General features: G+C 74.2%; 6 protein-coding genes and 4 pseudogenes. 3 read left to right on the top strand and 7 right to left on the bottom strand.

What is annotated here, in order from left to right; all coding sequences use genetic code 11:
- Positions 1–3: 3 nt before the first annotated feature.
- The 6 genes and pseudogenes from LUW75_RS23025 to LUW75_RS23000 all read right to left on the bottom strand — a co-directional run bounded on the left by LUW75_RS23025 (position 4) and on the right by LUW75_RS23000 (position 5,602).
- Positions 4–1,102, bottom strand: a pseudogene (locus LUW75_RS23025) (selina-4(15),7(11)-diene synthase).
- A gap of 171 nt (positions 1,103–1,273) precedes the next feature.
- Positions 1,274–2,697, bottom strand: a pseudogene (locus LUW75_RS23020) (cytochrome P450).
- Entirely contained in the window at positions 2,694–3,266 is a 573-nt protein-coding gene (locus tag LUW75_RS23015; RefSeq protein WP_250337314.1) for a GTP-binding protein, read from the bottom strand. Before LUW75_RS23015 ends, LUW75_RS23020 begins: the two are co-directional and overlap by 4 nt.
- Positions 3,267–3,322: 56 nt before the next feature.
- Positions 3,323–3,684 (bottom strand): annotated as a pseudogene (locus tag LUW75_RS23010) (DUF742 domain-containing protein).
- Positions 3,681–4,091, bottom strand: a complete 411-nt coding sequence (locus LUW75_RS23005) for a roadblock/LC7 domain-containing protein (protein ID WP_250337313.1) — start codon at positions 4,089–4,091, stop codon at positions 3,681–3,683. The pseudogene LUW75_RS23010 and the gene LUW75_RS23005 overlap by 4 nt, the downstream one beginning before the upstream one ends.
- On the bottom strand, positions 4,091–5,602 hold the full coding sequence (locus LUW75_RS23000; RefSeq protein WP_250337774.1) for a sensor histidine kinase: 1,512 nt from the start codon (positions 5,600–5,602) through the stop codon (positions 4,091–4,093). Before LUW75_RS23000 ends, LUW75_RS23005 begins: the two co-directional genes overlap by 1 nt.
- A gap of 793 nt (positions 5,603–6,395) precedes the next feature.
- On the opposite strand from LUW75_RS23000, the gene LUW75_RS22995 reads away from it, so the two are divergent.
- The 3 genes from LUW75_RS22995 (at position 6,396) to LUW75_RS22985 (ending at position 12,078) form a co-directional block, all read left to right on the top strand.
- Positions 6,396–7,625, top strand: a complete 1,230-nt coding sequence (locus LUW75_RS22995; protein ID WP_250337312.1) for a cytochrome P450 — start codon at positions 6,396–6,398, stop codon at positions 7,623–7,625.
- Positions 7,626–8,205: 580 nt separating this feature from the next.
- On the top strand, positions 8,206–9,129 hold the full coding sequence (locus tag LUW75_RS22990) for a S1 family peptidase (RefSeq protein WP_250337311.1): 924 nt from the start codon (positions 8,206–8,208) through the stop codon (positions 9,127–9,129).
- 234 nt (positions 9,130–9,363) lie between these two features.
- Positions 9,364–12,078: a SpoIIE family protein phosphatase gene (locus tag LUW75_RS22985; RefSeq protein WP_250337310.1), complete on the top strand. Its 2,715-nt coding sequence runs from the start codon at positions 9,364–9,366 to the stop codon at positions 12,076–12,078.
- 126 nt (positions 12,079–12,204) lie between these two features.
- Here LUW75_RS22985 and LUW75_RS22980 read toward each other — a convergent pair.
- Positions 12,205–12,991 (bottom strand): annotated as a pseudogene (locus tag LUW75_RS22980) (transglycosylase SLT domain-containing protein).
- Between the last annotated feature and the right edge of the window lies 1 nt (position 12,992).

Raw genomic sequence — 12,992 nt, 5'->3', positions numbered from 1 at the left:
GTCCTAGGCCGTCTGCGGTGCGGTGCCGCGCGCGCCTGCGGCTCGCGCGCTCGGGGGCAGCAGGTCCCACCACCAGGAGACGGCGGGTATGTCGAGGGGTTCGCTGCTGTCGTCGGTGGGGGTGTCGCAGAAGAACGACGGGATGTCGGCGGGGTCCTCGGGCGTGGTGTACCTCACCGAGGTGATGCCCCAGTCCTGGGCGCCCCGGATGAAGTGGCCCAGGCTCCGCAGGTACTGCCGCAGCTGCGGGCTCCCCCGTTCGGCGAGGTGGTCCGTGAGCCGCATGTAGAGGCACATCACCCGGTCCCGCTGGGAGATCGCCGTCCGCAGCGCCTGGTCCTCGGTGAGCCCGGCGCGGTCCTCCAGCACGCGCAGCGCGTTGAGGTAGTAGCCGGTCGCCCTCTTCTCCTTGTGGTGGGAGAGGATGTCGTTGTCCCAGGTGATGATGAAGGACGCCATCTCGGCGGCCGCCCGGACGGCGGTGGCGTCCCGCTCGTGCGGCTGGAGTTCGTAGCCGTACCCCATCTCCAGCATGGGGAGCACCACGGACGTCGCGCCGTCGTAGAGCCGCATCAGCGTGTAGTCGTTGAGGTCCGGGACGGTGCCGGCGCGGCGGTGCGCCGCCTCCCACACGACGGAGAAGAAGTACTCGCGCAGGGCGTCCACCCAGCGGGCCGCCTGGCCCGGTGTCCCGTACCGGTCCACGCGGAGCCTCAGGTCGCGCAGGCCGGCGGCGAGCGGGTCGTCGAGCAGGAACGGGGCCTCCGGGTTCTGCGCCACGCGCAGCAGTCGGTGCAGTTCCCCGGCCAGGTCGCCCGGGCGGCGGCCGAGTTCGCCCTCTTCGCAGTGGCCGTCGTCGACGCCGAAGAGCCACAGGACGAAGTCGGCGAGGAGGGGAGACCACCTCCGCCCGGCCCTCGGGGAGGATCCGGGCGGAGAACGTCCCGATCGACTGGGTCACCAGGCGGCCGCGCAGCCCGTCGGAGCCTATGCGGAACGCCTCCGCCCACGCCGCCGTCTGCACGTCGGCCTGGACGTGACAGGGGTGGATCGCCGGTGGGATGGGGGAGAAGATCGGTGGAACCACCAGTCCGGAACCCACAATGGCCTCCCTCTCGTCGCCACCGCGACGCGTACCGGGCGCGGGGTGCGCCCCAGGACGCCACCCCCGCCGCAGAAGTGATCAACTATCGCGCATAGTAGTCACCTGCGTGCGCCCCGCCAACAGGACGACTCCTGTCACACCGGACACGTCGGCAAAGTTCTCCCCGATTTAACGGAACAGTGACTTCCACCATGATCCTCCGCTCTGACCGGCGAGGGACGAGGAGTGGCTCGGAACCGGCCGGGGGGCGGGCGCGGGGTCGGGCGCGGGACCCGGCGTGGTCGAGGCGAAGTCCCGGGGAGCGCTCGCCGCCTCCTTCCCCACCGGCACCGGGGGGGTGAACTCGACCGGGAGCGCCTCCAGCCGCCCGGAGAGCCAGGCGGCCCGTACCTGGAGGTCCCCGTCGGCCACGGCGAGCCGCACGTCGGGAAGGCGGGCCAGCAGGGTGTCGATGCCGGTGTCCGCGATGGCGCGGCCGATGTCCTGCCCGGGGCACTCGTGCGGGCCGCTGCTGAAGGCCAGGTGGGCGCGGTTGCCGTGGAGGGGCCGGTCGAGGTCGGGGCGGATCTCCGGGTCGACGTTGCCCGCCGCCAGGCCCAGCAGCAGCATGTCGCCCGACCGGATCCTCTGCCCGCCCAGCACGGTGTCACCGGTCGCCCAGCGGCCCGGGGCGACGGAGAGCGGGGGGCGTCCCACAGGACCTGCTCCAGGGCGTCCGGGAGCGTCATGTGACCGCCGGTCAGGTTGGCCCGGAAACGGCGGTCGGTCAGCACCATGCGCAGGGTGTTCGCGATCAGGTTGACCGTCGTCTCGTTGGCGGCGACGAGTACCAGCCGCAGGTGCCCGACGACCTCGTCGTCGGTCAGGCCGGCCTCGTGGCCGATGAGCCGGCTGGCCAGGTCGTGTCCCGGCTCCCCCTTCTTCCGCTCCGTCAGCGTGCGGAGCGTCTCCACGACGAACTCGTTGCTGGAGAAGGCGGTGTCGGTGCCCTTCATCAGGTCCAGGGCCGCGTCGACCAGCCGGGGGCCGTACTCCTCCGGCATGCCGAGCAGCTGCGTCATCACCAGCATCGGCAGCTTCTCGGCGAACTCGGAGATCAGGTCCGCCTCGCCGCGCCCGGCGAACGAGTCGACCAGCTGGTTGGTGTACCGGATGACGTGGCGCCGGATGCCCCGGCGGTCGAACTGCTCCAGGCTGTCGGTGACCGCCGCGCGCAGCCGCTCGTGCTCCTGCCCCTCGACGAAGACGCAGATCGGCTGCCACTCGATCATCGGCCGCAGGGGCGAGTCGAAGGCGACCCGGCCCTCGCGGAACATCTTCCACAGCCGCGAGTCCCGGGAGAACCGCGACGGCGACCGCATGACCTCCAGGTTCTCCCGGTGCCCCAGGACGATCCAGGCGGGCAGGTCGCCGTGGAGGAGGACGGGCGCCACCGGGCCGTACCGCCGGCGCAGCTCCTCGTACAGGCTCTTGGGGTCGCGCTCGACCTCGGGGCCGTAGACGCGGCGCAGGGTGTGGGGGCCGGTTCCGTGGGCGGGGCAGCCGGGAGGCGGGGTGAGGCCGGGGCCGGGCTCGGGGTGGGGGGCGGTCATGACGCCTCCTGGGTCGTGGCGAGGGTGTGCAGGTAGCGCATCAGCGTCATCAGGACGTCCCTGCTGGAGCCGCGGCTCCGGGCGTCGCAGGGGACGATCGGGACGGACGGCGGCAGGTCGAGGGCGGTGCGGAGTTCCTCGGCCGGGTAGGCGGGCGCGTCCGGGAAGGTGTTGACGGCGACGACGAACGGCACCCTGCGCTCCTCCAGCCGGCCGAGCACGTCGAAACTGACCTCCAGGCGGCGGGTGTCGACGAGGACGACCGCGCCGAGGGCGCCTTCGAACAGACCGCGCCACAGGAACCAGAAGCGCTCCTGGCCGGGTGTGCCGAAGAGGTACAGGACCAGCTCCTGGTTGATGCTGATCCGGCCGAAGTCCATGGCCACGGTGGTCGACGTCTTGCCGTCGACGCCGGAGGGGTCGTCGACGCCGACCCCGGCCTGGGTCATCGTCTCCTCCGTGGTGAGCGGGCGGATCTCGCTGACGGAGCCGACGAAGGTGGTCTTGCCGACGCCGAACCCGCCCACGATCACCACCTTGACGGCCGTCGTGGCCGTCTCCGGCAGCACGTCCTCGCTGCGCGGCCCCCCGCACCGCACCGCCGTGCTGCCCGGAGCCGTCGTGCTCAGAGCTTCTGAAGTCCATCGATCACTGCCTCAATCAACGCGCGGTCGGGGAGTCGGGCCGGAGGGACGGGTGCGCGGACGACGATGCGGTTGTCGGCGAGGAGGTCGCCGAGCAGTACCGTGATGACGCTGACCGGGAGGCGCAGGTACGCGGAGATCTCGGCCACGGACAGCGGTGACTGGCACAGCTGTACGATCGCCGCGTGTTCCGGCTGCATGCCCGGTTTCGTACCGGACCTCGCCACGATCAGCGTGACGAGGTCGAGTTCGGCGGGTGCCGTCCCGCCGCTGCGCCCCCCGTGATCACGTAGAGCCGCTCGGGACTGGTTTCCTCCCAGTCACCGCCGCCCGCTCCACTCACCTGGCGCCCTGCCCGTCCTGCCGCGGCGGGCTGCTCAGGTGCTCCCCTATGCGCAGGACGAGGTCCCGCATGCGCTGGCCCATCAGCCCCGCGTCGACGCCCTCGTCGGCGAGGACGGCCAGGTACGCGCCGGCGCCCGCGGCCATGAGGTAGAAGAAGCCGCCGTCCATCTCGATCACGACGAGCCGCATCCGGCCGTCGCCGCGCGGAAGTTCGGAGGCGACGGCCCCGGCGAGCGACTGGAGTCCGGCGCAGGCCGCGGCGAGCCGGTCGGCGGTGTCGTGGTCGGTGCCGTACTGGGCCATGCGCAGACCGTCGGCGGAGAGCACGACCACGTGTCGGGTTTGCGGAACGCCTTCCGCGAGGTCCTTGAGCATCCAGTCCATATTGGCCTGCTGCTTGATCATTACTGAGACTTCCCCTTGCTTGCGTCGTTGGGCTCCCCGGACAGGCCGCTCTGGAAGGCGGCCAGCCACATTCCGGGCTGCACCTGAGGTGACGGCTCCTGGCCGGGAGCCGGGGTCGCGGGCGCCGACGACGCCTGGTCCGAGGAGGCGGCCGGTGTGGCGGCTTCGGCCCGCGGCGACTCGGCGAGCGGCTTTCTGCGGCGGCGCTGCGGCAGGCCGTTCGCGGTGGTCCGCGCGACCACCGGCGGGGCCTCTCCGCCCGCCGCCGGGATCTCGGCGGGACGCTCCACCGGGGCCGGGGCCGGGGCCGGAGCGGGGGCGGGGGCGGGGGGAGCCGCGGGGACGGCGGCGCGGGGCACGGAGGAGGCGCCGATGCCGTGGGCGAGGCCGGAGGCGGCGGCGACGGTGGTGACCAGCTCCTGCGGGACGACGACGACGGCCCGGACACCGCCGTACGCGGAGGAGCGCAGCGAGACCTGGAAGCCGTACGCCTGCGCGAGCCGGCCGACGACGGCGAGGCCGAGGCGCGGGGTCTCCCCCAGGTCGTTGAGGTCGATGCCCTGCTGGGCCTGGCGGAGCATCCGCTCGGCGCGCTTGCGCGCCTCCTCGCTCATCGACACGCCGCCGTCCTCGATCTCGACGGCGATGCCCGACTGCACGTCGACGGCGGTCAGGTGGACCTTCGTCTGCGGCGGGGAGTAGCGAGTGGCGTTGTCGAGGAGTTCGGCGAGCGCGTGGATCAGCGGCTCGACGGCGGGGCCGGTGACGGCGACCTCGGTGACGGAGTGCAGTTCCACGCGCTGGTAGTCGATGATCCGCGACATGGCGCCGCGCAGCACGCTGTACAGCGGGACGGCCCTGCTCCACTGGCGGCCCGGACGGGCGCCGCCGAGGACCGCGATGGAGTCGGCGAGGCGGCCGATCAGGGCCGTGCCGTGGTCGATGCGGAGCAGGTCGCCGAAGACCTCGGGGCGGTGGCCGTGCCGGTCCTCCATCGCACGCAGTTCCTGAGCCTGCTGGTGGACGATGGCCTGGACGCGGCGGGCGATGTTGACGAAGGCCCGCTGCGCGGACTCGCGCAGGTCCTCCTCGGCGGCGACCGCGTCGACGACCACGCGGACGACGGCCCGGTGGTCCTCGGGGGCGGTGAGTGAGCCGAGGAGGTCCTGCGGGAACTCCCCCGCGCGCAGCCTCCGGACGACGTCCGGCAGCAGCGTCCCCGCCAGGTGGGCGGTCTCGGCGTGCCGGCGGGCCAGGGCCGTGTCGCGGGCGGCGACGGCGCCGCGCAGTTCGCCGATCGTCCGTCCCCGACGTGCGACCTCACCGCCCAGCACCGCGAGAACGAGAGCGGACACCCCTCCGGCGACCGCGACCGGTCCCCGTGCGGAAGCCTCCATCACGGCCGCCGAGACCCCGGTGGCGGCGGCGATCAGAGCGGCGGGCAGCAGCCACACGAAAGATGCCGCGGACCGCGGGCTTCCACTTCCGGGCGACGATTCCTCACGGACCATCAGCACCCTCAAACCCATCGAACGAAGAAGATCATATGACAACGAGCGCCGAGCATAGTGCCCTTTCAGAGGGCTTCTCGGCACAGTCCCGGGTGGTGGCCTGATGTTCGCTCAAGGTTCCCCTTCCCGTGGAACCGGACGGCCGCGGATCCGGTCCGCCCCGCGACCGACGCCGGGGTTCCCGGCGGCCCGGCCGTCCGGGAACGGCAGCGACGGAGCCGTGCGGCGACGGGGGCCGCGGGATGCCGGCGCCCGGTGCGCGCGCCCCCTCCCCGGGCGGCGGACCGCCGGCAGCGGTGGGCCGCCGCCGCTCCGGCACGACGGCCGCTACCGCAACCGCAGGACGCCCGGCGCCGCGGCCGTACGGCGACCGGTGGAGCGCCCGTGCGACGGTCGGCGGTACGGACCTACGACGACTGACGGAGTGGACGTACGTCGTACGGCCGCACGGCCGTACGACGGGCGCCGCGGCCGTACGACGGCCGGTGACGCCGCCGTACGACGACGGTACGGCGACCGGCGGAGCGGCCGTACGACGATGAGGGGCGTGACCGTACGGCTCCCGGCACCGCGAGGTACGACGGCCGGCGCCGGGACGTACGACGGCCGACGGTACGGCCGTACGGCTGCGGGGCGACGGGAGTCGGTGCCTGCCGGAGGGTCCGCCGGGCGGGCGCTTCGGGGTGGCGGGCACGGGCCGTCCGGAGTAGTCCGGCGGGTGGTCCGCGCGCCCGGGACGGATGGTGGGGAGGGGAGTCCGCCCCCGTCCCGCCGAGGAAACGGAGACACGCGCGTGATCGAGGACACCGTCACACGACCGCCCCTGGGGCCGCCGCCCGTGCGGTTCTGGCCGGCACTGGACCTGAGGGCCACCGAGTTCGACCCGGTGCTGGAGGAGCTGATGCGGGAGGGGCCGGTGACCCGGATCCGGCTGCCGCACGGGGAGGGCTGGGCCTGGCTGGTCACCCGGTACGAGGACGTGAAGGCGGTCACGAACGACCCGCGCTTCAGCCGCGCCCCCGTCCCGGGCCTGGCCGTCACCCGGCTCGCCCCGCACTTCAAGCCGAAGGCCGGCTCCCTGGCGTTCGCCGAACCGCCGGACCACAACCGGCTGCGCCGCGCCGTCGCGCCCGCGTTCTCCGCGCGCGGCGTGGAGCGGCTGCGCGGGCGGGCGCGGGAGATGCTCGACGCGCTGATGGAGGGGATGCTGCGGGACGGGCCGCCGGCGGACCTGATCGCACGTGTGCTGGGACCGTTCCCCACCACGGTGATCTGCGAGCTGATGGGTGTTCCGGAAGCCGACCGGGAGCGGATGAGCGGCTGGGTGGAGGAGATCCTCTTCCCGGCGAACGGCGCGGCGGCGACCGGCCGCGCCAAGGACGAGATGTACGCGTGGTTCGCCCGGGAGATCGCCGCGCGCACGGCGGACCCCGGCGACGGGGAGGACATCCTGTCCCTGCTGGGCGCGGCCGTCGCGGCGGGCGACATCAGCGCCGAGGAGGCGGTCGGGCTGGTGGGGCCGGTGCAGATCGGCGGGGAGGCGGTCACCAACAACTGCGGCAACATGCTGTACCTGCTGCTGACCCGGGACCGGCTGCGGGAGCGGCTGCGGGAGGAGCCGGAGGTGCGGCCGCGCGCCCTGGACGAGCTGCTGCGGTACATCCCGCACCGCTCGTCGGTGGGGCTGGCCCGGATCGCGCTGGAGGACGTGGAGCTGCGGGGCGTGCGGATCGCGGCGGGCGACGCGGTGTACGTGTCGTACCTGGCGGCCAACCGCGACCCGGAGGTGTTCCCCGACCCGGAGCGGATCGACTTCGACCGCTCCCCCAACCCGCACGTGTCGTTCGGGCACGGACCGCACTTCTGCACGGGGGCGCTGCTCGCCCGGATGGAGATCGAGCTGCTCGTGGAGATGTTCCTGGACCGGCTGCCCGAGGTGCGGCTCGCGGTGCCCGCCGAGGAGGTCCCGTGGCGGCGCAGCGCGCTCATCCGCGGCCCGGAGGCGCTGCCCATCGCCTGGTGACGGTCTATCCGGTTGCCCGGTTCCGCACACCGGACGTCCAGAGGCGATATCAAGACACCTGGCGTACGGGACGAACGAGAGCGACCTCCGCATAAGGGGTCGGCGTCCGACCGGCCGCCCCGAGGGGTCCGCCGCTCCGGACCGCAGGCTTCCCCGTCCCACCGGCGGGGAACCGGCGGGACGGCCGTGCCCGCCGGGAGTACCCCGGCGGAACATGCGGTGACGGGCCGCCCGTCCGGTGCTGAGCAGCATGAACGACCAACCCGCCCGCCGTCCGCACGCCCCGCGCGGCCCTCGCGGGCGAGGGCGCCGCCCCTCGGGCGGCGGACGGCCCCCCGGTCGTGCGGCAGCACCGGACCCCGTCGGCGCACCCTCGCGGAACCGGCCGTCCGGCGGGTTTTCCGGGGGTCTTGCAGAGTGGCCGAAAGACGGCCTTGCGGGGGAGGTGAACCGGACGCAAGTATTCCCGGCACCACAACTTGTCAGGCACATGTCGACGACCGGAGATCGCCGGTCCGTCGGCGCGGCCTGCCGGGCCCGCCCACCCAACGGGCTCGTGAATCCCCCACCGGAGGACGCAGTGAACTTCAAGCGCTTCACTCCCCGCAACGGCCTCGCGAGAGGCGCGCGCCTGACCGCCGTCGCCGCCGCTCTGGTCACCGCCACCGCGCTTGCCGCTCCGAGCGCCGGGGCGCAGGCCCCCGACGTCACCCGCGCGAGCGTCGCCGAGCTGGCCCAGGTCAGCAAGGCCGTGCTCGACGCCGACGTGGCGGGCACCGCCTGGTACACCGACGCCAAGTCCGGCAAGCTGGTCATCACCGCCGACTCCACCGTCTCGGCCGCCGAGATCGCCAAGCTGAAGAAGGCGGCGGGCGACAAGGCCGGCGCCGTGGAGGTCAAGCGCGCCCCGGGCAAGCTCAACAAGCTCATCGCGGGCGGCCAGGCCATCTACGGCAACAACGGCGGCCGCTGCTCCCTCGGCTTCAACGTCCGCACCAGCGGCGGCACCCCCTACGTCCTGACGGCGGGCCACTGCACCGAGGGCACCAGCACCTGGTACACCAACTCGTCGAAGACCGCCGCGCTCGGCCGCACGGCCGCCTCCAGCTTCCCGAACAACGACTACGGCGTGATCACCCACGCCAACCCGTCGGCGGCGGACGGCCGGGTCTACCTGTACAACGGCACGTACCGTGACATCACCGGCGCCGCCAACGCCTACGTCGGCCAGACCGTCCAGCGCAGCGGCTCCACCACGGGTCTGCACAGCGGCCGCGTCACCGGCCTCAACGCCACGGCCAACTACGGCAACGGCGACGTCGTCTACGGCCTCATCCAGACCACCGTCTGCGCCGAGCCCGGCGACAGCGGCGGCGCGATGTTCGCCGGCTCCACCGCCCTCGGCCTCACCTCCGGCGGCAGCGGCGACTGCCGCTCGGGTGGCGTCACGTTCTTCCAGCCCGTCACCGAGGCGCTGAGCGCGTACGGCCTGAGCATCATCTGATCCCGTCTCCACCCAGACCGGTGGTCCGCCTCGTGCGGGCCACCGGTCCGTGCGTTCCGGCCCCGGCGGCGGCCCCCTTCCGGGCGCGGGGCGGCGTCCCGCCCGGCCCCCGCGCCCGGAAGGGGGTCCGCCCCCGGACGGCGCCCCGGCCCCCTCGCCGGACCCGCCGCCCCGGGCGGGGCGGCGGTGTGCGCGCGGTCGCCGGGAGAACACGGCCGGTGTTAGAAATGGTGCATGAGGGGCAAGAGCGGCCGTCTCGGACGGTCCGGGCGCTGGAGGCGGCTCCCAGGCGCGCGCAGCGCCGCAGGACAGGTGCTCCTCCTCCAGGTCGTGATGGCCCTGGCTCTGATCGTCGCCGCGGTGACGGCCCTGTCGTACCAGGCCCGGTACGACAGCGAACGCGACGCGCGGAACCGGTCGCGCGCGGCGGCCGAGTCCTTCGCGGACGCCCCCGGCACCCTCGCCGCGCTCCGGTCGGCCGATCCGGCGAAGGCCCTCCAGCGGCACACGGTGGACGCCCGGCGCGGCGCGGGCGTGGACTTCGTCGCGGTCCTGACCCCGGAGGGCGTCCGGATCGCGGACAGCGACCCGGGCCTGGTCGGCACCCGCGCCGAGGACACGGGGCAGGCGGCCCGGGGCCGGGCGGTCACGGAGCTCTTCGAGGGCGGCCCGCACGACGCCGCGCGGACCGTCGTCCCCGTGACGGACGACCGGGGCGCGGTCGTGGGCCTGGTGAGCGCCGGGGTGTCGGTCGATCACGTCGGCGAGGCCGCCGCCCGGCAGCTGCCGCTGATCCTCGGCACGGGCGCCGGCGCGCTGGTCCTGGCGACGGCCAGCGCGGCCCTGGTGAGCAGGCGGCTGCGCCGCCAGACACGCGGCCTCGGCCCGGCCGAGATGACCCGGATGTACGAACACCACGACGCGGTGCTGCACGCGGTGCGGGAGGGGGTGCTGATCGTCGGAGGCGACGGCCGGCTCACCCTCGCCAACGACGAGGCCCGCCGCCTGCTCGACCTGCCCGCCGACGCCGAGGGCCGCCACGTCACCGACCTGGGCCTGGCCGGCGACACCTCCGAGCTGCTCGCGTCGGGCCGTCCGGTCACCGACGAGGTGCACCTCGCGGGCGACCGCCTGCTCGCGGTCAACACCCGGCCGACCGACCCGTACGGCGGTCCGTCCGGCACCGTCGCCACGCTCCGCGACACCACCGAGTTGCGGGCCGTGACGGGCGTGGCCGCGGTGGCGCGGGAGCGGTTGACGCTGCTGTACGAGGCCGGCGTGCGGATCGGGACGACGCTGGACGTCGCACGGACGGCGCAGGAGCTGTCGGAGGTCGCGGTCCCCCGGTTCGCGGACTTCGTGACGGTCGAGCTGCCGGACCCGGTGCTGCGGGGGGAGGAGCCCACGGAGGCCCGCACCGTGATGCGCCGCGCCGCCGTCAGCGGCGTGCGGGACGACCACCCGCTCCAGCCGGTCGGCGACCTGATCCGGTTCGACGTGCCGACGACGCCGATGGCCGCGGCGCTGGCACGCGGGAAGGCGGTGCTGGAGGCGGACCTGACCGTGGCGCACGGCTGGCGGGAGCAGGACCCGGCGGGCGCCGACGTGGCCCTCGCGTACGGCATCCGCTCGCTGGTGACCGTGCCGCTCCAGGCGCGCGGGGTCGTCCTGGGGATGGCCAACTTCTGGCGCTCGGCGCCCTCCGGGCGGTTCGACGAGGAGGACCTGGCCTTCGCGGAGGAGCTGGCGGCGCGGGCGGCGGTCGCCGTCGACAACGCGCGCCGGTACACGCGGGAGCACGCCATGGCGGTGACGCTCCAGCGGAGCCTGCTGCCCCGGGTGCTGCCCGAGCAGGACGCGCTGGAGACGGCGCACCGCTACCTCCCGGCGCAGGCCGGGGTGGGCGGCGACTGGTTCGACGTGATCCCGCTGTCCGGCGCGCGGGTCGCGCTCGTCGTCGGGGACGTGGTGGGGCACGGCCTGCACGCGGCGGCGACGATGGGCCGGCTGCGCACGGCGGTGCACAACTTCTCCGCGCTCGACCTGCCGCCGGACGAGCTGCTGGGCCACCTCGACGAGCTGGTGTCCCGGATCGACGAGGAGGAGGCGGAGGACGCCGGTTCCGGAATCACCGGGGCGACCTGCCTGTACGCCATCTACGACCCGGTGACGGGCGGCTGCTGCATGGCGTCGGCGGGCCACTTCGCACCGGCCGTGGTACGCCCCGACGGGTCGGTGGGCTTCCCCGACCTGCCCGTGTTCCCCCCGCTGGGCCTGGGGGGCGGCCCGTTCGAGACGTGCGAGGTGTTCCTCCCCGAGGACAGCCGTCTGGTGCTGTACACGGACGGGTTGATCGAGCACCGGGAGCGGGACCTCGACGCGGGGCTGCGGATGCTGCGCGAGGCGCTCACCGGAGCGCCGGGGCGGACACCGGAGGAGATCTGCCGCGCGGTGTTCGACGCGATGCTGCCGCCGCACCGCCGCGACGACATCGCCCTGCTGGTGGCCCGCACCCGGCTGCTGCCGCGGGACCGCGTGGCCGAGTGGGACGTGCCGCCCGACCCGTCGGCGGTGGCGCCGGTGCGGGCGGCGTGCGGGCGGCAGCTGGAGCGGTGGGGGCTCGGGGAGATCGGGTTCACCACCGAGCTGGTGCTCAGCGAACTGATCACCAACGCGATCCGGTACGGCTCCGCACCGATCCACGTGCGGATGCTGCGCGACCGGAACCTGATCTGCGAGGTCTCGGACGCCAGCAGCACCTCCCCGCACCTGCGGCGGGCGGCCACCACGGACGAGGGCGGCCGCGGCCTGTTCCTCGTGTCGCAGCTGGCGGGCCGGTGGGGCACCCGGTACACGCCGGGCGGCAAGGTGATGTGGACGGAGCAGCCGCCGACGGGCGGGGCGGCGGCTCCGGAGGTGCCGCCGCTCTTCGACGACCCGGAGTGGTGACGCCCCGGTGACGGGCCGCCGTTCCCCCGCGGAGGTGCCGCGCCCCTCTCCCCACCCGGCCTCCCGGCCGGGGCGGACGGGCCGCGCTCCTTCCGGGCACCGGCGGACGGTGCCCGGAAGGAGCGGTCAGTACGGGCCGTTGACGTTGTCGATGGAGCCGTACCGGTCGGCGGCGTAGTTGCACGCGGCGGTGATGTTGGCGACCGGGTCGAACGGGTCCGAGGAGGTACCCGGCACGTGGTAGGCGCGGAACGTGGGGTCGATGACCTGGAGGAGGCCCTTCGAGGGCGTCCCGGCGGCGGCGTTCGAATCCCAGCCGTTGATCGCGAGGGGATTTCCGGAGGACTCGCGCATGATGTTGCGGTGAATTCCCTCGTACGTCCCCGGAATTCCGTGCCGGGCCATGACGTCGAGCGATTCCCTGATCCAGCCGTCGAGGTCGTCGGTGTACGACTTCGCCGCGGCGGGGGGCGACGGCGGCACGGGCCGCGGAGCGGTCGGCGCGGGCCGGCGCGGAGCGCTTCGCGGCGGTCTTCCCCGCGGCCGGCGCCTCGGCTCCGACGGTGAGCCTCAGACCCGGCCGGATGAGTGACGGGTCGTCACCGACGACCTTCCTGTTGTCCCGGTACAGCTTCTTCCAGCCGCCCCTCACGGAGTGTTCGCGGGCGACGCCGGAGAGGGTGTCGCCCGCGGCCACCGTGTGCGTCACGGGCTTGGCGGCCTCGGCGGCGGCTGCCGAAGCGGCGGCGGGCTTCGCCGCGACGACCGCGGCGGGCGCCGCGCCGGGCGCGGCGGAGGCGGTGACGGTGCCGGTCAGGGGCAGGGCGAGGGCCGCCCCGCCGGTACCCGCGACGGCGAGTCCGCGGCTGAGTCGACTGCTCCTGGGACGGCGGTGCTTACCCTGAGGGGGCATG

Origin of the sequence: Streptomyces sp. MRC013 (assembly GCF_023614235.1) — a bacterium.
Taxonomy (GTDB): domain Bacteria; phylum Actinomycetota; class Actinomycetes; order Streptomycetales; family Streptomycetaceae; genus Streptomyces.
Note: the sequence above shows the minus strand (reverse complement) of the source record. Positions and strands in the feature narration are given on the sequence as shown.

Coding starts and splice junctions, on each gene's coding strand:
- LUW75_RS23005 (WP_250337313.1), bottom strand. CDS start 4,091: ATGATCAAGCAGCAGGCCAATATGGACTGGATGCTCAAGGACCTCGCG.
- LUW75_RS23000 (WP_250337774.1), bottom strand. CDS start 5,602: ATGGTCCGTGAGGAATCGTCGCCCGGAAGTGGAAGCCCGCGGTCCGCG.
- LUW75_RS22985 (WP_250337310.1), top strand. CDS start 9,364: ATGAGGGGCAAGAGCGGCCGTCTCGGACGGTCCGGGCGCTGGAGGCGG.